This is a genomic window from Rhodopirellula sp. SH410, assembly GCF_055811895.1.
This window is the reverse complement of sequence record NZ_CM147949.1, coordinates 1,948,420-1,971,007: the sequence shown is the minus strand read 5'-3', so window position 1 is coordinate 1,971,007 and position 22,588 is coordinate 1,948,420. Positions and strand designations below refer to the sequence as shown.

The 22,588-nt window shown below is 58.9% G+C and carries 19 protein-coding genes; 7 read left to right on the top strand and 12 right to left on the bottom strand.

Features of this window, described 5'->3' with window-relative positions:
* Nucleotides 1-35: 35 nt before the first annotated feature.
* Nucleotides 36-992: a DoxX family protein gene (locus SH410x_RS07435; protein WP_473675856.1), complete on the bottom strand. Its 957-nt coding sequence runs from the start codon at nucleotides 990-992 to the stop codon at nucleotides 36-38.
* 255 nt (nucleotides 993-1,247) lie between these two features.
* Here SH410x_RS07435 and SH410x_RS07430 point away from each other — a divergent pair, with 255 nt between their 5' ends.
* Both SH410x_RS07430 and mgtE read left to right on the top strand, forming a co-directional pair.
* The gene (locus SH410x_RS07430; protein WP_473675855.1) at nucleotides 1,248-1,661 is read left to right on the top strand and encodes a 6-pyruvoyl trahydropterin synthase family protein; all 414 of its coding nucleotides are present in this window, start codon (nucleotides 1,248-1,250) and stop codon (nucleotides 1,659-1,661) included.
* 7 nt (nucleotides 1,662-1,668) lie between these two features.
* Complete coding sequence (gene mgtE, locus SH410x_RS07425) at nucleotides 1,669-3,081, top strand: magnesium transporter (protein WP_473675854.1); 1,413 nt, start codon at nucleotides 1,669-1,671, stop codon at nucleotides 3,079-3,081.
* Nucleotides 3,082-3,154: 73 nt separating this feature from the next.
* Here the strand turns inward: mgtE and SH410x_RS07420 are convergent, their stop codons facing one another.
* Nucleotides 3,155-3,991, bottom strand: a complete 837-nt coding sequence (locus SH410x_RS07420; protein ID WP_473675853.1) for a ThuA domain-containing protein — start codon at nucleotides 3,989-3,991, stop codon at nucleotides 3,155-3,157.
* A gap of 195 nt (nucleotides 3,992-4,186) precedes the next feature.
* Here SH410x_RS07420 and SH410x_RS07415 point away from each other — a divergent pair, with 195 nt between their 5' ends.
* Together SH410x_RS07415 and SH410x_RS07410 are read left to right on the top strand one after the other, a co-directional pair.
* The gene (locus SH410x_RS07415; protein WP_473675852.1) at nucleotides 4,187-4,711 is read left to right on the top strand and encodes a gamma carbonic anhydrase family protein; all 525 of its coding nucleotides are present in this window, start codon (nucleotides 4,187-4,189) and stop codon (nucleotides 4,709-4,711) included.
* Between the two features lie 9 nt (nucleotides 4,712-4,720).
* Nucleotides 4,721-5,380, top strand: a complete 660-nt coding sequence (locus SH410x_RS07410; protein ID WP_473675851.1) for a class I SAM-dependent methyltransferase — start codon at nucleotides 4,721-4,723, stop codon at nucleotides 5,378-5,380.
* A gap of 44 nt (nucleotides 5,381-5,424) precedes the next feature.
* On the opposite strand, the gene SH410x_RS07405 is transcribed toward SH410x_RS07410, so the two are convergent.
* Nucleotides 5,425-9,264, bottom strand: coding sequence for a DUF7133 domain-containing protein (locus SH410x_RS07405; protein WP_473675850.1), 3,840 nt, complete (start codon nucleotides 9,262-9,264; stop codon nucleotides 5,425-5,427).
* Between the two features lie 257 nt (nucleotides 9,265-9,521).
* Between SH410x_RS07405 and SH410x_RS07400 the strand changes: the two genes are divergently transcribed.
* Together SH410x_RS07400 and SH410x_RS07395 are read left to right on the top strand one after the other, a co-directional pair.
* On the top strand, nucleotides 9,522-9,884 hold the full coding sequence (locus SH410x_RS07400) for a hypothetical protein (protein ID WP_473670265.1): 363 nt from the start codon (nucleotides 9,522-9,524) through the stop codon (nucleotides 9,882-9,884).
* Entirely contained in the window at nucleotides 9,865-11,172 is a 1,308-nt protein-coding gene (locus SH410x_RS07395) for a hypothetical protein (RefSeq protein ID WP_473670264.1), read from the top strand. The genes SH410x_RS07400 and SH410x_RS07395 overlap by 20 nt, the downstream gene beginning before the upstream one ends.
* A 30-nt stretch (nucleotides 11,173-11,202) precedes the next feature.
* On the opposite strand, the gene lepB is transcribed toward SH410x_RS07395, so the two are convergent.
* Entirely contained in the window at nucleotides 11,203-13,254 is a 2,052-nt protein-coding gene (lepB, locus tag SH410x_RS07390; protein WP_473675849.1) for a signal peptidase I, read from the bottom strand.
* Between the two features lie 214 nt (nucleotides 13,255-13,468).
* Between lepB and SH410x_RS07385 the strand changes: the two genes are divergently transcribed.
* Nucleotides 13,469-14,167: an esterase/lipase family protein gene (locus SH410x_RS07385; protein ID WP_473675848.1), complete on the top strand. Its 699-nt coding sequence runs from the start codon at nucleotides 13,469-13,471 to the stop codon at nucleotides 14,165-14,167.
* Here SH410x_RS07385 and SH410x_RS07380 read toward each other — a convergent pair.
* The 8 genes from SH410x_RS07380 to SH410x_RS07345 all read right to left on the bottom strand — a co-directional run bounded on the left by SH410x_RS07380 (nucleotide 14,134) and on the right by SH410x_RS07345 (nucleotide 22,514).
* Nucleotides 14,134-14,949: a lipoate--protein ligase family protein gene (locus SH410x_RS07380; protein WP_473675847.1), complete on the bottom strand. Its 816-nt coding sequence runs from the start codon at nucleotides 14,947-14,949 to the stop codon at nucleotides 14,134-14,136. The genes SH410x_RS07385 and SH410x_RS07380 overlap by 34 nt on opposite strands.
* On the bottom strand, nucleotides 14,946-16,448 hold the full coding sequence (gene gcvPB, locus SH410x_RS07375) for an aminomethyl-transferring glycine dehydrogenase subunit GcvPB (RefSeq protein ID WP_473675846.1): 1,503 nt from the start codon (nucleotides 16,446-16,448) through the stop codon (nucleotides 14,946-14,948). The genes SH410x_RS07380 and gcvPB overlap by 4 nt, the downstream gene beginning before the upstream one ends.
* Nucleotides 16,449-16,593: 145 nt before the next feature.
* The gene (gene gcvPA / locus SH410x_RS07370) at nucleotides 16,594-17,991 is read right to left on the bottom strand and encodes an aminomethyl-transferring glycine dehydrogenase subunit GcvPA (protein ID WP_473675845.1); all 1,398 of its coding nucleotides are present in this window, start codon (nucleotides 17,989-17,991) and stop codon (nucleotides 16,594-16,596) included.
* Nucleotides 17,992-18,100: 109 nt separating this feature from the next.
* On the bottom strand, nucleotides 18,101-18,499 hold the full coding sequence (gene gcvH / locus SH410x_RS07365) for a glycine cleavage system protein GcvH (protein ID WP_473675844.1): 399 nt from the start codon (nucleotides 18,497-18,499) through the stop codon (nucleotides 18,101-18,103).
* Between the two features lie 69 nt (nucleotides 18,500-18,568).
* Nucleotides 18,569-19,729, bottom strand: a complete 1,161-nt coding sequence (gcvT, locus tag SH410x_RS07360) for a glycine cleavage system aminomethyltransferase GcvT (protein WP_473675843.1) — start codon at nucleotides 19,727-19,729, stop codon at nucleotides 18,569-18,571.
* Between the two features lie 180 nt (nucleotides 19,730-19,909).
* Nucleotides 19,910-20,341, bottom strand: a complete 432-nt coding sequence (locus SH410x_RS07355) for a peptidylprolyl isomerase (protein WP_473675842.1) — start codon at nucleotides 20,339-20,341, stop codon at nucleotides 19,910-19,912.
* A gap of 128 nt (nucleotides 20,342-20,469) precedes the next feature.
* Nucleotides 20,470-21,060 (bottom strand): PLP-dependent aminotransferase family protein, encoded by a 591-nt coding sequence (locus SH410x_RS07350; RefSeq protein ID WP_473675841.1) that lies wholly within the window; start codon nucleotides 21,058-21,060, stop codon nucleotides 20,470-20,472.
* Between the two features lie 131 nt (nucleotides 21,061-21,191).
* Nucleotides 21,192-22,514, bottom strand: a complete 1,323-nt coding sequence (locus SH410x_RS07345) for a hypothetical protein (RefSeq protein WP_473675840.1) — start codon at nucleotides 22,512-22,514, stop codon at nucleotides 21,192-21,194.
* Nucleotides 22,515-22,588 lie beyond the last annotated feature (74 nt).

Genomic DNA, 22,588 nt, shown 5'->3' with positions numbered 1-22,588 from the left:
CGTGAGGAGTGTTGTTAGAGGTGGGGAGAGGTGGTCTAAACGGTCCGTGCCGCTTCGCCCGGACCGTACACTTTTCGTACGATCAGGTGCAGGAAAAAGTCGAGTCCTGCAAAACGTCCGGCACCCGTGGCGGCCAGTACGAAGCATGCCAAACTCTCGATTAATTGGTAGTTCGAGGACCCCGGTCCTGTCGTCGGTGGATACTGGCTCAGGAACACTGAAAACAGGAACACACCGACCGCCAAAGCCGCGACGGGAGTAAACAGTCCAAGGATCAACAGCCACCCCATCGCCATGTCGAAATAGGGGATCATGCCATCAATGACGCTTGTATCCATCATCGCCAGTCGCGGGCGTACCAGTTTGTACGAGGGATGCTGGGCAAGCTGTTCGTCGGTGGCAAGCTGATTCTGAGCGGTTTCGTAATTTTCCCAGATCAAGTCGATCTGTTCCAACGTGGCCGAAATCAAACTATTGAGCTCTTTTCGGACCATCTCACGCTGCCCGCCGAGGGAGGTCACCCCATCGCGAACAGGATCGGCATCGAGTTCCGCGATTCGATCCAGGCCGAGCCTGTATTCTTGGATCGCGTTGGCGTCGAGTTCGATCACATACTCGTATTGCTCAACGGCGGTGATGTAATTGTCCTGGGCAGCCGCCTTTTGCTTGGCATCAAAGCCAAAATGGTCGCCCACGTTGTTGCGATACGTCGCCCAGATAATCTGCGTTTGCTTCTTATCCAGGCGTGTGGCACCGTCATAATCCCAGACCATTTGGCGGAAATCGGCCGCAAAGGGGCCCTTCGCATTGGCAAAAAACGGCTTGGCCGACCAATCGCCCTGCGCGTACTTTTCGGTTCCTTCACTGAGGAAATGGAATCCGATGGTGATCCGCAGAATCACCAGCATCGCAACTGCCAGATATCCGAGAATGCGTGGCGATAGCCCGTAGCCGACGGCCAAACGAAGCGGAAAAAGCAAAATCTTGGCCACGGAGTGGGTTCTCCAGACGAACGCAAAAAAGAGGGGTTTCGCATGCGAGATGCTGCGAGGCGGGGTAACAGTATGGCAGCGCAGCGGCCATTCGCCAAGCATAGTTATGTAAAAGCAGTCAACAAGTTGGGGAGCACCTTGCGCCACGGGGTCGACTCGTTAAATTGAAACCAGACAACTCGTCCACTTCTGCCGCTGTCCCGTTCGTCTCTGTAACCATCTTCTCTTCGCGGAGTGCCTGTGTCGATTTCCATCATGCGTCGATTTACCTTCTGTGCCGGCCACCGATTGGTGGGCCACGAAGGAAAATGCCAAAACCTGCACGGACACAACTACGTGCTCGAGGTCTACGTGACGGGGCATGAGCAGGACGCGGTCGGCCGCATTCTCGATTTCAAACAATTGAAAGTGCGGTGCAAGAACTGGATCGATGAGCATTGGGATCATGCGTTCGTGCTTTGGGATCAGGATCAAAACGGACTCGCGGCAATCCGCAGTTCCCAGCCCCACCGCATCTACGAGCTCGATTGCAACCCGACCGCCGAGAACATGGCGAAGCATTTTCTCGAGGAAGTCTGCCCCATTATCCTCGGCGATAGCGGGGCGGACGCCTACAAAATCCGTCTGTGGGAGAGTGAAGAAACCTATGCTGAGGTTACCTTAAGCTAAGATGAGCATGTCTCCCCTACCCGATGAGACCGAGTCGGCACCGACGATCGCGGGATTGCTTGAAAACAATGATCGCCCCTGGGAGCGATTGGAGCAACTCGCTCACGATGGCGACCCTGAGTCGCTCTCGGTATACCTCGACAGCCTCTCAGCGGGTGATCAAGCGCTCGCGCTGAGCCGCATGGACGAGGCGCACCATCAACTGGTGCTAACGACGTTGGCCGTCGGGGACGCTGCCGAATTGCTGCGTCACCTGAGTGAGAGCCAGGCTGCCGAACTCGTTGAATCGTTGCCGGCCGATGAAGCGGCTGCGATCGTTTACGAGATGCCCAGCGACGAGCAAGCCGACTTGTTGGGCGATTTGGATGACGCCCAAGCCGCTGCGATTCTCGAGGCCTGGCCGCGCGCCGACGCGACGGCCGCACGCGAATTGGCGGCCTATAGCGATGACGTCGCCGGGGGATTGCTGGTCCGCGAAATCTTGCGATTCAACCGCTCGACGACCGTCGCGAAGGTCATTGAAACCCTGTCCGAAAACGCTGAAGAGTTCCGTGATTATGACGTGCAGTACGCCTACCTCACGGACGAGAACGAACGACTCGTCGGCGTGGTGCCGATGCGCAATTTGCTATTTGCTCGCCGGCGAGAACCGGTCGCCGATATCATGATCGCGGACCCGCTATCGTTGCTGGACTCCACACCACTCGACGATTTGATCGAATTCTTCGACACCCACCGCTTTCTCGGTGTGCCGATTGTTGACGCCGATGGCAGGCTACTCGGCGTAGTCCACCGCAACGCGGTGGACTACGAAGCAACGCGGGCCGCCGAGAGTGATTTCCTGAAGAGCCAGGGGATCATTGGAGGCGAGGAACTGCGAACGATGCCATTGATGCAGCGTGCACGCCGCCGCCTGAGTTGGCTGAGCATCAACATCGTGCTCAATATCGGCGCCGCGGGTGTGATCGCGCTGTACCAAGACACACTCGCCCAAGTGATCGCGCTGGCCGTGTTCTTACCCATCATCAGCGACATGAGTGGCTGCAGCGGCAATCAAGCCGTCGCGGTCAGCATGCGTGAACTGTCGCTGGGTTTGGTCCGGCCGACGGAGATGATGCGCGTCTGGATGAAGGAAGCTGCCGTGGGGCTCGTCAACGGCGCCGCACTCGGGTTGCTCGTCGCGATCGTTGCGATCATCTGGGACGGTAATCCGTACCTCGGGCTGGTGGTGGGGATTTCCCTGTTTATCAATACTCTGATCGCGGTTTCCATCGGTGGCACGGTACCACTGCTGCTCAAACGCTTAGGTTTCGATCCCGCCGTTGCCAGTGGCCCGTTGCTAACAACGGTCACCGACATGTGCGGTTTTTTCCTGGTCCTCGGACTCGCGACGGCGATGCTCGATCGATTGATCGATTGATCGATTGATCGATCGAGACGAGGGGCCGGGATCTCGCGTTCAGCGAGATCTTCCGGGGAGGCCCGACGCCCGCTTATCGACCGTCATCAGCCCCCTTCGCCGCCCTGACGCTTGACCATTGAATCGCGTTGACGAGCAATTGCGGCAGCAGTGGTCCCGCAAAATCGTCGGGGTGACCGAGCGAGGTGTAGAAGGATGCCCCACCATCGTGACGGCGGAAAGTCCACGCGACCGGTTCGCCCGGTTGGCCTGGTATCTTTCCGGTCAGCAACACCTCGGTGCCCGCCGCCAGCGGGGAGACTTTGTAGAGCGTCCCTGCGGAAGTCCACGTCTGATCGGTGGTTAACCCTTGCAGCAATATCGCCGGTGTGGACTCGGGGGCGACCAAGGTCACCGTGACGTCGCTTCCCTTGCCGTAATGATTGGTGTAGTTGCCACCAAACAAGTCTTGATCCCACGTGAGCCACTGAACGCGTTTTTCAGGGACGGCTTGGTTGCGGACAGAGAACGCGTGACTGGCCGTGCGAATACCAATCACCGGTTTGCCGCTCTGAACGTACGCTCGGATGATGTCGAGCTGTTCCGGCGGCGGGGTACGCCGTCGGACGCTCACCAACAAAACGTCTGCTTGACGCACCTTCTCGATCCCGTCGAAGGTGTTCGGGTCCTCGTCATCCGCGTACACGAAGGACACCTCGTAATCATCGGCGAGATATTTTCCAGCGAATTTCGGCAGGGTTTCCCGCGTGTCGTATTCCCGCTCGGCAATCAGCATCACGACGTGTGGTTTGGCATCGCCAGCGGACGCCTCGCCAGCGGACGCCTCATCGGCGAGCGTCGTGGCGGCGAGCGTCGTGGCGACAACGGGGAATAGGATCAAACACAGAAGGGCGTATTTCGGTAGTTGCATCGGTACTCAGTCTCGTTTGGGAATTTCGCTACACTCTCGGCTGCTTTCATTTACCAAGCAACAGCGAGACAATTAAATCGCTTCGAATCCAAGGTAGCTGGGCTCGCCAGAGCGTGGGATCCATATTCTGGCGAATGTGGCTACTCGTGGATCCATTTGCTGTCGCCCATCTCTTTTGAACCGTCCCAGCTCGCCATGCCTCTGATCAAATCCGTACGCGGTTTCACGCCCCAGTTTGGAAGTGGGTGCTACCTTGCCGACAATGCGGTCGTCGTGGGCGATGTCGTCATGGGGGACGACTGTTCGGTCTGGTTCAGCACGGTGGTCCGGGGCGACGTGAATTCGATCCGTATTGGCAACCGCGTCAACATTCAGGACGGGTCGGTACTTCACACACTTTATCAGAAATCGGTCATCGAGATCGCTGACAACGTCTCGATCGGGCACAACGTATGCGTCCACGGCGCTCGCATCGACCAAAATTGCTTGATCGGTATCAACTCCGTGATCCTGGATCACGTTCACATCGGCGAAGGCTCGATCATCGGCGCCGGCTCCGTCGTTTTATCTGGTACGCAGATCGAACCCGGCAGTCTCTACGCAGGCACGCCGGCGAGGCGAATCAAGGATGTCGATCCCGAACAAGCCCGTGAGATGATCCAAAAAATTGCCACCAACTACCTGATGTATGCCAGTTGGTATCAGGACGAAAACCAGTAAGGCCCCCACATGTTGCAATCCATTCCACTGCCGCGTCAGCTCGACAGTCGCCCCATCCCCGCTCCCGTGCATGCGATGGTGCATGACCTGCGATGCCGAATCGAAGCCTTCCAAGACCGCTGGGACATGCCTCAGATCGAGCAGTTTGTGGCCGCTGACTATCAACTGGTCTACCAAACACTCGCGTGGCTGCGTGAGTCACAGATGATGATCGGCAATCGTTTCGTCGAGTGGGGGTGTGGTTTCGCCGCAGTCACGCTGATGGCCGATGCACTGGGGTGGGATGCCCTGGGGATCGAATCCGAAGCCGTTTTAATGGAACACGGTCGGCGAACGCTGGCGGATTGGTGTGGACCGCTGCGTGAGGATCTCCCCGGATCGACCTCCCCGCCGCCCGAACTCGTATTGGGAAATTTCTTGCCCCCGGGTGCGGAAGATCTGGCCGATGACCCGACCCTGCCGAGCCTGGGGCACCTTGCCGAGTCCGCCTATCGCACCCTGGGCTGGGGCCTCGATGACTTTGCTGTCGTCTACAGCTACCCATGGCCTGGCGAAGACCAATTCCATGAACAGGTATTCGACCAGTACGCCGCTCGCGGCGCGATCCTGCTGCAGTTCTGCGGCCCCAACGACATGCGCGCCTGGCGCGCCGTCTCGAGGGCGACGTAGCTCGGGACCATTGCCCCCGAGCAAATCGATGTCTGATTCCTCAGCTACGGGCGGGTCGCAATCTCGATGGGGCGAACCAGTCCCAGGTACGCCATCAGGTCGCGTACTTGCGACTGCGTGAGATCATCGATCAAACCGCTCGGCATGATGCTCGTGCCATTGGGCGCCACCGAGTCCACGTCGTCTTGAGGGATCACTGTGAGCTCATTTCGTGCGTCACGGACTTGCAGACCGTCGCCGACGTTGCTGACCATGCCCACGTGAACTTGTCCTGACGTCGTCAAAACCTGCTTACTAGCGTACTGATCACTGACGACATGCGAAGGATGCAGGATCGATTCGAGAATCTCACGCCGCGTGAAGCGTTTGGCAAGGTTGGTCAGGTCGGGGCCGATCGACACGCCCGTTCCTTCATGGCGGTGGCAGCTCGCACACTGGGTCGTCTGGAAAATTCCCGCCCCCGCGTGAGTATCTCCCGCTTCACCCTCATCCGAATCGAGATAGGTCAGCAGTTGCTCGAGATCCCATTTCGACTCATCGTCGCTGGGTAGTTCGGCGGCCGGACGATCGGGGAACGTTTTGGCATACCATCGCTGCCACAGTTCCATGGTGGGGGCGGCGCCGGTAGGACGCTGCATGCCGGTCCAGTGCTCCAGCAGCCGCTCAACCTTTTCGAACGCAGTCCCCTGTTGCTCGGCACGCAAACCCATCAGCACGAGGGCGCGGAGCGCCATCGGATCGTCGGTCGCAATCGGTACTTCTTTCAGTCTCCTCACGACCTCTTCGGCGGACGGGCCATCGAGAATATTCAGGCTGCGAACGAGGTAATCCCAATTCTCTCCATCGGGTTTCTGGGCGAGTGCGAGGGCCACCACAGCACGCCGTTCCGGCTCGGTCCGCCAAATTTTACGGAGGTGTTCGGCAGACTCTTGATCGTCGGCCGTTGACAGCATCGCGATGATACCGGTCCTCAACCGACGGTGAACGTCGTCAATTTTGGGTTCAGCAACGAGCTGGTCATCCAAATTTCGCAGCTTCGCAGCGGTCGCATCGTCAATGGGACGTGGCAGGCGGAAGATCGCTCCGAGTGCCGCGTTTCTCCAGCGTGCTCCTTCGTCCAGGATCGCTTGCACGTCATCAATCGACAGATTGCGGCCAAAGTCTCGTGTGACGGCGACCATGTACATCGGCAGCGAACCCTCGGATTCCTCGCTGGCGATACGCTCGTACATCTTCAGCATCGCGAAGCGTTCCTGAGCCGTCCAATCGTGATCGATAAACTGCAGGCACATCGCGGTCAGCACCCGATCGAGCTGGGGAGCGTCCGACTCGATGTATTCCATTGCTCGCGGAACGATGGCGTCGGCCTGGAGGTACGTCGCCAGGCGAATCAATTCGTGGTTGATGCGGGAGTCACCGGAGGGGAATTCCGCTGCGATTCGGTCTCGCAACCACGGCACGGCGTTCGGCTCGATTTTGCACCTCGCCAAAGTCACTTGGCACAGCCGTAAGGCATCGACGAAATCCTTGTCGCTGAGGAACCCCTGCATCAACTCGCCGGTCCGCTGCAGCACCTCGTCTCCCGTCTCGGCAGTAGGCTCGGCAGCCACCAATGCGAGCATGCCCACGATGGCGGTGCGTGTGTCATCGGAGCTGAGGACGGTTTCCTTCCAATCATTCACGGGCAACCGCTGCAATACCTGTCGCGCCACATAGGACACGTTGCGGTCGCGGCTGGACAGCAGCGGAAAAATTGCGTCGGGGTCGCTCGGGAACTGATTGCTGCGGAGGATCGCTTCGCAGGCGGTGCGCGCGACCCGGGCATCTCCATCACCGAGTAACTCCTCTAAACGCTTCGCCGCTCCGTGCGAGGGAGACAGTCCGAGCTGCATCGTCGCGCGGCGGCGGACAGCCTCGTTTGCTGTTTTAGAAAGTTCAATCAGCAACTCTTCGCTCGGTACAGGACCGTACATTTGCATCAAGTTGATTGCTCGAATGCGATATGCGGCGGGATTTTCATCACTGTATGCAACCCCAGCGACCTGCCGATCCCAATCATCGCCCAGTTCATGACGAACCGTGGCGATGGCTTGACGGGCCCATGCGGCGTCGAGCTGTGGTTGGCGAACGGCCGCGGCGATGCCCGATCCCATCTGTTTCATCGCATCGGGCACCTTGCCTTGATAAACAACCCGATACACACCGCCGGCGGTTCCGCGACCGCCGGTACTAAAATACAACGCACCATCCGCACCGACGGCCAAGTCGGTCACATTCAGCGGTGTGCCCTTCAGAAAGACTTCGCTGTCGGCCGAGTAGCCGCTGCCATCCGGCTTCAAACGCACATTCAGGATGCGCCCCTCCGACCAATCCGCCAAGAACAGGCTGTCGTGGTACCGAACGGGGAACATGTGGTGCTCATAACATTCGATGCCCGTCGGACTCCCGCGACCGGTATCGAGTAGATTGGGTAATCGATCGTAGTAGTATTCCGGCCATTTGGCCCAACCCGGACGCCAACCAAACTCGCCCGCCTCGGTGATTTCCATCAATGCGGTCGGTCGATACCAGGGCGTATCCAAATCAGCTTCCATGTCCGCGTCATGCACGAACAGGCTGCCCGATGGATGGAATGCGAGATCGTAGGTATTGCGCAGTCCACCGGCGACACGTTCGACGACTTTCCCGTCAATGTCGGTCCGAATGATCGTTCCACCGGGGGCGTGAATGCCGCGGCCATGGCCAGCCGGATCCTCATACCGTGGCAACAAATCGCCTTCGTAGATGTCGCGCAATGTTTCACCCTTGCCGGCTTTGCCAATCGGTTGCACGTAGCTGCCCAGGGACACGTAGATCATCCCGTCGGGGCCGAGACGCAAACCGTGGGGACCATGCTCGCCGCCCTCGCCACGGAATTTCATCAGTGTCTTGACCGTCTCGAGCGTGCCGTCGCGGTTCTTGTCGCTGAGCCGGTACAGGGCGGTGCCATCGGGCCCTTTGCCCGTGACAAACACTTCTCCGTTGAGCGGTAGGATGCCTTGAATGGATTCAACTTGATCGCAATAGGTGCGCACGTCTTCGGGGACCCCGTCATCGTCACGGTCAACGGCAATCAACAGGGGCCCCTGCTCCTGCGATAGCACCACATGCCCAAATTCGTCGAACGCCATCGCGATCACCGAGCCGACCTGATCATCGTTAAGAACGCGTTGGACACCGAAGCCGCGTTGGATCTGGAATCGTTCGCTCTGCTCTTTTTCAGATTCAACAGCGACGTTTTGTTCGCGATCCCAAGGCACCGTTTCGCCCAACACACCGAACGCGGACGCCGACTCCCACGTCCGGTCGTTGAAGGTGGGGTTGTCCCACATGCCCTGTTCTTTGAGACTCGTTCGCCAGGTCTCATCGGAGCTGAACGTGTACCATTTGTCTTCGTTTTCCGGACGAATGGAGACTCGCGCGACCAAGGCCGCGGTAGCCCCTGCCGTGTTTTCGACTCGAATCGCGATAACATTGCGGCCTGTTTCCAGGTAGTCGGAAATTTCGAATTCCTGCATCTGCCGGTAGGATTGGCCCTCACCGATTACACGACCGTTCACCCGGACTTCGTAGTTATCGTCGGCAGCGATCTCGACGAAGCCGTCCCCGCGCTCGCGCAGGTTCAGAACCTTGCGGAACCAACAGGTCTCGCCGACGGCGATCTCTTGATCGAGCGTTGTGCCCCCAGCCCAAATCCACTGAGCTTCCGTGGCCGAGGCAACCGATCCCGTGGGGAAACCCGGAAAGAGAGGTAGCCCCAAACCCAACGGTGAGGCGATGCCGATCGCGAACACGGCAAACAGCGATAGTTGACGTCCTGCAAACATTCCTGACTGGCCTTCCATGGCGAGAAATCAGACTTCTTCGAAAACCGCGTTAGGGATCGTAGCCCCAAAAATCCGCTGTTTGGTCATTTAACACCCTGCGGTATCAAATTTTCCCGCCGTGCCGCAAGTCCGGTACAAGAACTTCCCCCCCACGGGTGCATGACAGGGTTTGCGGCTGGGATTGGGGTCGGCTTGAATTTGGATATGAATTACACTTTGCGGCGTGCAGCCGGGAAGGCTGGGAGCTTTAGAGAACACTTTTCGAGGGAATCGCCATGGAATCGGCATCAGCCACACCCACCGCCCAACAAATCGCTGACCTCGTCATGCAGCGGCTCATCGATGGTGGCGGGATTCCCGATCTCGCCAACGCCAACTTGATGACGATCGAGCAACGGACCATCGAGGAAGTCGACCGGGTCACGCAAATCGTCATGAGCGAACTGCTCGCCAAGCAGTCTCGAGAGGCCGATCCGGTGACCGCCTGTCCCAAATGCGGTATGGAAATGACACCGAAAAAGGCTCAGCATCGCTCGCTGCAAAGTAGACGAGGCCAAGTGAAATTCAAAACCGACGTATCTCATTGCGAGGCTTGCCGCCTCGATTTTTTTCCCTCAGATGAGAACATTGCAGTGTGACATCGACATCGAGCAAACGCCCGCAGTCCTACAGAAAGTTACCATCGCCGCAGCGAGAGACCGTTCCTATGCGGTGGCCAGTCGCAACCTGCGAGACCTCGCTGAACTGACCATCTCTTCCAAGCAATGTCAGCGGATCGCCATTCGCATCGGCAACGAACGACTCGGCGAACAGCAACAAAGCATTGATCGCTACACCGCCGCGAGCATCCCCGAGCAACAGCACGGCCAAAGCCACGATGCACCAGCAAATGATTGGAGCGGACGTGCCGCAGTGATACAGGGTGACGGCGGTCGTGCTCAGATTCGCGATTCGCTTTGGGGGCAGGACAAACCGAGCGACAAAAAGCACCGTTGGTGGCGAGAGACTCAGGCCGGCGTGCTGCAAACGTATCAGTCCAGGCCATCGGACGTGGACCCTCACCCCGAGGTCCCAGAATGTTTGAAAGATCCGCTGTGGATTATTCCCAAAGTGAATGAAATCCATCGCAGCAGCGGTTCATCAAGTGATTCAGGCGAACCTGAGAGTGAGCCATCGCGTGACAGCCAGCCGTCATCAAAGCAATCAGCTTCGGCAGAACCAGCCAGCCAAAACAGCAAGTCGTCACGCAAGGATCACAAGCGTTGGAGCGGCGGTGATCCGTTGGTACAAACGATCGTTGCGACCCGACTGGGATATGATCATCTCGGGTTGGCGTTGGCGGCCGAGGCGTATCGGCGTGGTTTTAACAAAGCCAAAATCAAAGCCTTCATGGGCGACGGCTTGAAAGTGAACTGGTCGCTGTGGTCGAGTCACTTCTCGCACTACACGCCGATCGTCGACATCATGCACGCCTTGGCTTACGTCTACGGCGGTGCGATCGCATCCTGCGGGCGGATCGAAGATGGCTGGCAGTTGTATATCCAGTGGCTCGAGTGGACGTGGAGCGGTGATGTCGATCGAGTCATCACGGCGATGCAACAGCAAGCTGCCGGTCACGAAGATGTTCCCGAAGACCTGCGTCGGGCCATCACCTACCTGAGCAACAACGCGTCGCGGATGCAGTATGCTCGTTATCGGCGTGCGGGACTTCCAGTGACCACCTCGCCCGTGGAATCGGCTCAGAAGCAAATCAACGAGCGGATCAAAGGGACGGAAAAGTTTTGGCGAGACGATTCGCTTGAGCCACTACTGCAGCTCAAAGCGGACGACCTGAGCGAAACGCACGACCGAGACGCCTTCTGGCATCGTCGAGGCCAGCGAAACGACGGCTTCCGCCATCGCAAGACCAAAACCAAAGTTACCTAACAAACCCTGTCATGCACCCCCCCCCACCCCTCAACGGATCAGCCGCATGCGTTGGAAATTGGGAGTAAACGGGACTGGCGTCGGCCACGGGTGGGGCCAGAAAATCGCCAATGCCTTGCCGACCAACAAATCCCGTGGCACGAAGGCTGCATTGGCAAAGCGGTAGGATTCGGGATCGACACTTCGATCGGCACCGTAACGCAGTTTCGTACCCGCCCAACACCTCGCATCGAGACTCTCGGGGCTATTGTCGCCCATCGGGAAATACTGATCTTCGCCAATTGGAAAGCTAACCCGCCGGCGCGTCGCCCAGCCGGGGAACTCGTCCCAGACTTTGGGTTCCGCCATCACCGCTTGAATCTCCTCAACCCGTACGTTGGCGCCCGCATACTCGCTGAGCGAGGGCATGTCATAGTCCAACATTTGGTTGCCGTTTGTCGTCGCAATGTAGTACTTGTCGCGATCGATCGTGAGACGATGCAGCGTCGCGGCCCCACCTTGAACAGCGATTCCCACCGGCGATGCGTCCAACGGGTCACCGGGGCCGTTGTAGACCGGTCGCACGTCTTCTGGTTTTAAGAAACTCGAAATATCATAGGTCGTCGGGCGATCGAAGCTGATGACGTCGCCATCGACCCAGAGCAGTAGTTGGTTGTCGCAATTACTAAATCGCAAGCTGTGCCGCGTGCCCGCCCGGACCTCTGTGCTGGCCGTGGGATTGAGCGTTTCATCCAGGTCGCCGGCATCGAAGGCACCTGGCCGCGGTTGCCCGTCGTTAATCGACAGCTGAGCCTGGCCGGTCGCCAAATCAAACTCACAACGATACTTCACACCGGCTTCAACAATTTCCATGGTCAGGGATTTCGTACCGGGTGCGATTTCAGCGTCCGCCTGGACGATCAGATCGCCCACCCAGTGCACTCCGTCTCCGGCGTGTCCCGAGCCCCCGTAGTGCAAGTGATTGCGGAACTGATCGAGGCTAGCTCCCGAATCATAGCTCGGTCGAAACACGCCGCCACTACGAGAGTTCCCCAGCAACCGTTGGATGCGAGATGCCCCAGCGGACGATGGCTTGCGATCGTAAACGCGATCGGCATCGACAAACAAATAGGCGTCGTACGCATAGAAATCGGTGATCAGACGTCCCTGGTATGGATCGACTCCCGCCAGCGAGTCGCCGCTTTCCGCTTTGGCCCACTCGTCCTTTGTTGGCCAGTGGTGGTAGTACCGCAACCACTCGGCCGCCTCGCTGGTGGCATCGACTTGAGCGATGACGCCGGTATCCGAATGCTCGACGGACCACGAATCGGTGGGTGGGATCGAGGCACCCGGGCGCCACGGTTGTAGCCGCGTCGGATAGTCGGCATCGACCAGGGCCGCGGGTTGGTGAGCACTATCGTAGACCATGCTCTTCATCGCCAGCAGCTTTTCGGGCGGCTTGCGCACGATCTCGCCAAGCGGATCGCCGGGATTTCCGATCGTCGGCTCGGCATCAGCCGGTGGTGTGCCCGGCTGCGAGTAAATATCGCCATGCATGATCGTCAAAGTCTCATTGGGTAACCCGACGAGCCGTTTGATGTAGTTCTGTTTCGGATTGATCGGGACTTTAAATACGATCACGTCCCAACGCTCGGGATCGCCCAACGCATAAGCGAATTTGCTGACGAGGATCCGGTCGCCGCTGAAGGTGGCATCCCCCGGATTGTTTTTCAGATCCAGCGGATAGACGTAGCGGCAATTCGGACAGATTCCGCCGACGACCACATGCTCGGTCGCATCATTGCGATTCTCGAGGCTGGCCCCGATCGGGAACTCCTGACCACACTCGGGGCAGAAAACGTCTTTGTGAGCCCCCATCAAGGCCGGGGCCATCGAGCCCGTCGGTATCACGAACGCTTCGGCGATAAACGCCCGAAACAGTAACGCGAGTACAAAGGCGACTACAATCGCTTCGGCGGTTTCTCGCCAACCCTGCACGCGAAATACGGCGGCTCGTTGCTGCAACAGCGGCATCGCATCCCACTGCTCCTGCGGCGTGGGATCGGGCATTTTTTCGGTCGCGGAAGCAGTGGGCTGAGGCATATCGTGTCAAAACGCAAAAGTCAAAAATAGTCGCCCGCGCGAACCGGTCGGTACGCGGGGCGCCGTAATGTGTCGCGATTCTACCCCGCCGGGCAGTACTTCGAAATGCTGCCGATCTCAACGATTCGTTTTTACCGTCTAAAACGATTTTGCAAAGTTTTACGATTGCGCCGCCGATAAGGATGCCATGGCTGCCTTTTCGTCAACGTCACCCGTGAGCTCGCAAATCCCGATCACTGCGGGGGAGATCGTCGTGACCGTCCCCGGTCTCATGGCCGGGCGGAATAGCATGCGACGACTCGACGATGGCCTGCAAGCGGCGGGCTATCAAACGCGGCATTGGCATTACCCGAGTCTGCGGGGGTCGATGGAGCGTCACGCCAGACGACTCAGCGAGGACCTTTGCGAACTCGCTCAATCACCCGAATTTGGTCGCATCCATCTGGTCACGCACTCCATGGGCAGCGTGATCGCACGGGCCGCGATCCACGAATCGGGACTGGAGACTCGCTGGGCCTCGAAAGTCGGACGGATCGTGATGCTGGCGCCCCCCAACGGCGGCTCTCGCCTGACGCGGATTCCGCTGGGCCCGTTCGCATCCTCGTTCCCCCAACTCTGCGAGTTGTCCGAGGCACCCGATAGCTACGTACGTCGACTGCCGCCGCTACAGCAGATGTCCGTGGGCGTGATCGCCGCCGAACATGATTTCGTGGTCGCTATCGAAGCGACCCATCTGCCCGGCCAACGCGACCATGCGGTACTGTCGACGACACATCAGCGGTTGATTTCGCACCCGGATGCCATCGAAATGTCAATCCGGTTTTTGCAGACAGATTGTTTCGATCGTCATCCTGTCACGATTTCGCTGCAGCGGCCGGATCAGCGGCGCCGCGTCCATTCGGCAGCAGCATAGCGATCGGAGCGAATTTGAGCGCTGGCCTGACGCTCGGCATCGCTCAATTCGCCCGGCTGCCATGCGATCGACAAGACTTCACCAATCCGCTTGGCGATCGACTGCGAGATGGCAACGGCATCCACCGCAGCAGCCGCGAGGTCAATCACGCCCGGCAAAACATCCGCGTGAGTTGATGCTCGCAACAGCAGGCTGCCATGCTGCAAAACCCCGCCCCGGACACGCCGTTGGGCACTGCCGAGAATTTTGTAGCCGCTGCAAATGAGGTCTTCGTCCGTCCGCCGTTGAAAGCACAAGAACGGTTCGCTCGCGGCAGTCGTGGCGGGACGCAAACCCTCCGCCGCCCCGTCGGCCATGGACGAGCTGCTGGATTGGCGACGGAGCAGGGCGGGTGCCGTGTCGCGGTACGCCACGGCAGCGACCCCATTTTCGTGTAGCGTGTCAACGACGCAGGCGTGCACCGCCCGGTACACACTTTCTCGGGCTCCCGGGCCTGTTTCGAGCACCGGCAACGAGAGTGAATATGTCAATTCATGGTGGTGCATGATCGCACCTCCACCCGTCGAGCGGCGAACGATATCAACGGGGGTGTCGGCCCAGTCACCTGCCCCCGAAATCGCTTGGAAGTACCCCAGCGACAATGTTGGCCGGCTCCAAGCATAAAATCGCAGCGTCGGTAGCACCGACCCGTTCGCAACGGCAGCCACAATCGCTTCGTCAACCGCCATGTTGGTCGCACCGTCATGTTCGCACAACGGCAGCAAACGTCCCGTATGGCTCACGAGGCAGCGTCGTCGGCAGCCGGATCACTCCAGTGCAGGATGGGGCGGCGCGCCGCGCCCACGTCATCGGGGCGACTGATCCGGGTCGAGTGAGGCGCCTGATGAATCATGTCGCCCTCTTCGTCAGTGATCCGGAACAAAGCTTCGACAAAGGCATCGAGCGTTTGCTTGCTCTCCGTTTCCGTTGGCTCGACCATCACGGCTTCGTCCACCACGAGTGGGAAGTACACCGTGGGTGCGTGGAATCCAAAGTCCAAAATCCGCTTGGCAAGATCCATCGCAGAAATGTTTTTGCTCTTCTTCAAACGCGATGCTGACGCAACAAATTCGTGCATGCAGCGATCACCATGGGGAACATCGAGGAAGTGCTTGACCTGGCTGAGCAAGTAATTTGCACTGAGCACTGCGTCTTCGCTGACCCGCCGTAGCCCGTCGCCGCCATAGGTGCGCAGGTAGATGTAGGCACGCACGAGCACGCCGGTATTGCCAAAGAAACTGCGGACACGACCGATCGAATCCTGCGTGGACTCAGAGAGGTCGTAGTACCACTTCGTCTGCCCGTCTTCGGTTTCAATCTCTTTGCGAGTGACCAGCGGCGCGGGCAGGAACTTGGTCAGAAAATCGCGAACGCAGATCGGCCCCGCTCCAGGACCGCCACCACCGTGTGGACCGGAGAAGGTCTTGTGCGGGTTGTAGTGCATCAGGTCAGCACCGAAATCACCGGGCCGGCTGATCCCCAGAATCGCGTTCATGTTCGCGCCATCGAGATAGATCAAAGCGCCCGCGTCGTGCACCATCTGATTCATCTTCTCAATATTGCGATCAAACAAGCCGAGCGTGTTTGGATTGGTCAGCATGAACACCGCGGTGTTTTCATCAAGCTTCGCCGCGAGGTCTTCAAGATCCACCAAACCGTCCGCGTTGCTCTTGACGGTCTTCGTTTTGAATCCCGCCATCTGGGCGCTGGCGGGGTTGGTGCCGTGGGCCGAGTCAGCGGTCAAGACAATGTTACGGGTGCTGCCGATACTGCGGAAATAGGCTTCCGCAACCAGCAGAGCGGTGAGTTCGCCGTGCGCCCCCGCGGCGGGCTGCAGCGAAACACCCGGCAAACCACTGATCTCCGCGAACATCTCCTGCAACTCATAGAGCAATTGCAGCAGTCCCTGCAGGTGCGACGGATCCTGCATCGGATGCACATTCGCAAACCCCGGCAACGACGCAATCCGCTCATTGCGTTTCGGGTTGTACTTCATCGTGCACGAACCGAGCGGATAGAAATGAGTGTCGACACTCATGTTCAGTGTCGACAGACACACGAAGTGTCGCACCACGTCGCCTTCGGCCAGCTGCGGCAGTGGTGGTGGTTGGTCGGCTAAGAAACGAGCGTCAAACGCACCGAGCGCGTCGGCGGTCGGCACATCAGGTTGCCCCAAACGATGGGCCCGTCGTCCCGGACGACTGAGTTCAAACAGGAGCTGAGTGGATTGTTGGTTACGCATGAACAGGAGGCTGTGAAAGAGTGGTTATTTTTGTAGCTGCCGTCGCCAGACGGCGGACTCCGAAGTGGAGTCGCTGCCGCCGCCAGACGGCGGAATCCACGTTCTGGCAAACGTAGCGACGCGGCGTATTCCTTGGCTGTCGCTTTTAACAGGCCGCGGCCTGTGGTGCATGGCAGAGCACCTTTGCCCATTGATCAATCTCGGCACGCGTGCGTTTCTCGGTGACCGCGACCAAAAAACAGTCGCGATACCGTTCGGGCAGCCCCGTCAGCGCACCTTCGCTGTGCACGCCCACCATCGGGTTGAGATCGATCCCCGCGAGTAATTCGTGATTGCGAGCATATTCCAAGAGTTCCGCCACCTCGCCGCTTCGATCGCGAACCACAAATTCCTTGAACGAGGCGCTCTCACCGACGATCTCAAATCGCTCGGATGCGGCAATCGCCTGTTTGGCGTACGCCGTCTTGGCGATGCAGTGATCGCTCGTTTCACGCAGTCCATCAGGGCCGAGGAGGCTCAGGTGAACCGTGGCGCGAAGAGCCAACAGTGTCTGGTTGCTGCAGATATTACTGGTCGCCTTTTCGCGCCGGATATGCTGTTCGCGGGTTTGCAGCGTCAGCACCCAGCAACGTTTGCCACGGCGGTCGGTCGTTTGACCGGCGATGCGGCCGGGCAAGCGACGGACGAGTTCTTCGCGGCACGCCATGATGCCGAGGTACGGACCGCCGAAGGCCAGCGGATTGCCGAGGCTTTGTCCTTCCGCGATCGCGATATCAACACCCATGTCGCCAGGCCGGCGAAGCCGCCCCAGACTGACCGGATCAAACGATTCGATCGTCAGCGCGCCGGCCGCTTTGGCGGCCGCCGCGATTGCCGCGACGTCTTCGAGTCCGCCGACGAAATTCGGATGCTGGACCAGCACGCACGCGGTCTGGTCGTCGATCGCGTCGATGATGCTCGATGAACAACCGTTCTCGTCAGAAGCCACCACCACGATCTCCGCATCGATGTTGCGCAAATACGCAGCAAGGATCTCGCGGTACTGTGGATGCACCACATCACTCGTGATGACTTTGTTGCGACCACGCTGCATCGACAGTGCCATCAGCACCGCTTCGGTCGCCGCCGATCCGCCGTCGTACAAACTTGCGTTGCTGACGCCGAGCCCGGTTAACTGCGTGATGAGTGTCTCGTACTCAAACATCACCTGCAGATTGCCTTGGCTGACCTCGGCTTGGTAAGGCGTGTACGAAGTGTAGTACTCGCCTCGTGATGCGATTTCGTCCACGACCGCGGGGATAAAATGATCGTAGGCACCACCGCCCAGAAAACAGACATGCGATTCCGCGTTCGCGTTGCACGCCGCCAATCGGGTCAGCTCGGCGGTCAGTTCCATCTCGTTAATCGAAGGCGGCAAATCTAATTGCCGCTGCAGCTGAACGGACTGCGGAACCTGCGCGTCAATAATCTCGTTGATATCGGCAGCGCCGATCGCTTCGAGCATCTCGCGGCGGTCGTTGTCGGTATGAAATAAATAGGACATCTGGATTGCGACCTCTCCGAAAAGGGGTCTGACCCTCTCCAGCAACTAAAGTGACTGTGCAAAATTTGCTCGCTCGCAAAAAGGGTCAGACCCCTTTTCGAAGAGGCGATTAGCCTGCTTGAGCACACTGTTTTTCGTAGGCGGCGTGATCCATGAGTGTCTCGGCGGGCTCGCCGTCGAGTTTCACTTTGATGATCCAACCGAAATCGTAGGGATCGTCATTGAGCCCCTCGAGGTTATCGGGCAGATCGGTGTGCACAGCGACGACTTCACCGGCCACGGGGCTATACAGGGGACTGACCGCTTTGACGGATTCGACTTCACCAAATTCATCGCCGATCGCGAGCTTACGACCGACTTCGGGAAGGTCCATGTAGACGAGGTCGTTGAGTGCCTCGATCGCAAATTTCGAAATTCCGATCGTGGCAATCCGCTCGCCATTCTCTTCGGCGACATCGACCCACTCATGGGACTCGGCATATCGCAGTTGTGTAATGTCGCGTGGCATGGGGGGCTTCCTCAATACTCAATAAAAATGAAAGTAGAACGGTTCAAAACGGGGGGTGGAGTCGATTCTCTACGATGCTGAGCGTCGATAAAACGGTAACTTCGTGGGCCGCGCCGCGACGGCGCGACCACGAATGTCAATTTGGAATTCTGGGTCGGCGGCATGCTCGCGTTTCACCATCGCCATCGCGATGGGAACGCCGAGCGTGGGTGACGGTCCGCCACTGGTGACAACACCGATCTTGGCACCGCCCGCATCGAGCACATCGCAACCTTCGCGGGCCGGTCGCTTGCCGTCTGGCAACAAGCCGATTCTCGCCATGGCGCTGCCCTCGCGTTTGATCCGCTGCAGGGCCGCATCGCCGATGAACGAGCGATCGGCAAGATTAACCGCGAACGACAAACCAACCGATAACGGGTCCACCGTTTCGCTCAGTTCGTGACCATAGAGCGGCATGCCCGCTTCCATCCGCAAGGTATCGCGAGCCCCTAAACCGGCGGCGACGAAACCCGCGTCGCGGCCTGCCAAGAGAATGTTCTCCCACACCCGGTTGGCTTCTTCAGCTCGGACAATCAATTCCAATCCATCTTCGCCGGTGTATCCCGTGCGGCTGACGATGACGGGCTTGGCAAACTGATCGGTGATCCGAGCCTGGTAGTTCTTCAGTCGGGTCAGGTCGAAGCTCAGCAGTCTCTTGCAAGTCTCCATCGCCAGCGGACCTTGGACTGCGATCATCGCCGTCAATTCAGTCCGATCAGACATCGTGACGGTCGGAAACTCGGATAGCAACGGCGTCAGCCACTGAACGATTTTTTCGCGATTGGATGCATTGACGACGAGCAAATGAAATCGTCGCTCGGACGGCGTTTCGAGAAAGGACACGAGCACGTCGTCGAGCACGCCGCCCTCAGCATTGCAAATCATCGAGTATCGCACGCCGCCCACCGGCAGATCGCTGACACGGCGTGTCAGGACACTGTCGAGGAACTCGGCCGCACCATCGCCGTCAAAACGCAATCGTCCCATGTGGGAAACGTCAAACAATGCCGCCCGCGTCCGACAGGCTTCGTGCTCCGCGACGATGCCATCGCCGTACTGAATCGGCATCTCGTATCCGGCGAAGGGCACCATTTTGGCGCCCGCCTTCCGGTGCCAAGAATCCAGTGGCGTTTGAGCGAGCCCAACAGGCGAGGACGGTTCGTGCGATGCAGGGGCGGATGAATGCGTCATGGGCGAATGCGTTGGCACGGAGATCCCGCGCTCGACGCAGAACATGCACCGAGACGGAAACGCCGGGAATTTTGAGTTGAAAAAGATCAATGGCGGCGAATCGCTTCGCCTAACGTGAGTTTAACCTTCTCCGGCAGAGGAACTAGCCCCCGCGCGGGTGAAGTTTTTCGCAATGGCTCTCTATTGCTCAGTGACTCGCACCGTGGTCATCGTGTCACCCTGTTTGATCGAATCGACCACATCTTGGCCTTCGATCACCTTGCCGAAGACGCTATGGCGATCATCGAGGTGTGGCGTGGCCACGTGGGTGATGAAAAACTGCGAACCATTCGTGCCAGGACCCGCATTGGCCATCGAAAGCACGCCGGGGCCGTCGTGACGAAGCGAAGGATCGAACTCGTCCTCAAATTGGTATCCTGGACCGCCCGTGCCTGTGCCCTGCGGGCAGCCACCTTGGATCATGAAGTCAGGGATCACGCGGTGAAACTTCAATCCGTCGTAATACTTTTTCTCGCAGAGCGTTTCAAAGTTACCGACAGTCTTCGGCGTTTTGTCTGCAAAAAGCTCGACTTTGATCGTGCCGCGGTTGGTGTCGAAGGTTGCCACTTTCATCGTGCTGTTTCGGTTTTTCGAGGAGATGGATAGGTGTCTGGTCAGAGCACGACCATACCTCACAAACAAGGAGGGATCAATGAGCAGCTACGGGCTCGATGCCCTGTCCAGAGATCATTTCAGCAGCCCTATTCTGCAGCCGTTTCGGCGGCGGTTTCCGCTGGTTCATCAACGGGCTCCTCAGCAGGCGTTTCAACAGAGGTTTCAGCGGGCGTTTCATCCGCACTCTCGGCTGCATCAGCGACCGGCGGCGCAACACGCTTGCTCATGTCGATGGGTTTCCGGTTGCCTTCGGGCATGACCAGAAACACCTTCTCAAGGTCACCCGATTTGCCCATTTTCGCTGAGACTTGAAATGGCCCCTGCTCACTCTGGCCGTCAAAAATCACGAATTCCGGATTGTTTTTGCCTTCCTCAACCGTCGCGAAGACATTCATATTCAACGATTCAATTTCACCGACCTGGTCCCGGAGCTCGGCCATTTGATTCATGTCCTTGCGGATCGGATCAAACATGAAGCCACCGTAATTCTGGACCGCGTAGAGTCCGGCGCCGCAGCAGATCAGGAGCGTGAGAAACCCGCCGCCGATCAAGGCTAAAATCACCCGCAGCCAAATGCGACGTTTTTTGGGGGGCGGCGATGTGGTGCCGGCAGGTGTCGTGCCGGCAGGTGTGGCAGGCGAAACGTTCGTGTCACGATGAAAAGGGTCCTGGGACATGTCGCCCGGTAATCCGTTGTGAGTAGAGTTGAGTTGCAAAATCCTCGGCTCTATCATCCAACTTCGCGAGCGGTCTGTCGATACGGCGCGTTCGCACGATGCCGCCTGACGCCCGATTTCCAGGCATTTTCTTATCGCCAGATGCTCGAACGGGGGCCGCTCGAATCTTGCGATCCCGCTGGCGAATCGAGCATCGCGGAATTGGAACGCATCGAGCCCATCGTTTCCGCTTGCGGAGTTGCCGAGGAGTAGCGGCCGCTCTCGGCGACCGAGGGTGGCGCCCAGCGAGGTGTTGCTGGATCCTGAGTGCGATTCGCAGAAAGCGGCCGCTCTAGTAACGTGCCCGCCAACTGCTCGTCGCTCAGCGGCGCTGCGGCCGGTGGTGCCTCGTGCTCGACCGCCGCGTTCTTGCCAACGGCCCGGCGATGGTACCAGCTTCCACCCGCATTCGACTCCGCGAGTCGCCCGCGATCATTCGCCGCAACGAGATTGTTCTCAAGATCATCGCTGCGTTTTCGCTGCGGTGTGCTGGCGGCAATTAACGCCGATGCCGGTGCGAGACTGTCGCGACGGTTGCTCGGCGCAGCGCTTGGTCTGGGTTGCCGCGCCGCGACCGACGCCGCAGGTGAGGTGGCAGGGCGAACATCCGCTTTGACGAACTGCTCCACCGGGCCGCTGCCCGCTTCGACCCAATTCAGCCAATACTCCTGCAGTTCCGCCAGTGACTCGTAACCGTAATGTTTTTGCACATTGGCGGTCCATGATGGCCGCTGCATGTAGTCTTTGAGAAACCCGATGAATGTCTGAGGACCTTGTTGTTCGATCAAAAATCGGCACACCGAATAGCCCTGGGCGTACATCGGCAACACATCCTGCGGGTACTCCGTCAGCAGGAACAAGCGGTTCATCGCAATACCACGCCGCGACGCTAAGAACTCGCGTAGCTTGGTTTCGTGCTTGGCACGCTCGGACGCATGTTCAACCGTCGTGCAAATTCCCTCATCCGCCCAACGGGGCAGCGGGCGCCCAAAATACGTCGCCAGGACAGTGTGGGTGACTTCGTGAGGCAGCACGCTGTCGAGAATTCGCTCGGGGGTGCCGATCACTTCCATCTGGAAATCACGCACGGGAGCAGGGTTGTAGGTGGTCACGCCCTGAGCGGCGAGATTGGCGCCGGCGACGACGCGGACTGGGCATGGGGTCGGCCAGGGCGGCAGGGTCGAACCGGTCCAGTACGTCGCCAATTCATCTCGAAATCGCTCCGCCGCGTCACCGACCTGGCGGGCCAACTGCGGCGTGGGGGCCTCGACCAAGAAATTTCGGGTGCGAAAGTTCGCCGCTTGGGACACTGCCGCACTCAGCGTCGCAGATACCAAGACGGCACTGAACACAAATGCACGTGCGAAACGTTGCCGGGCGCAGTCCGAGTCCGAGCGATTGAACGTGGCATCCATGCCTTAGGTCTCCGTCGATGCGTTGGGTCAGCCGGGCGAGTGAATCGTTCACCCCAGGCGGCGCGAACCGGCAG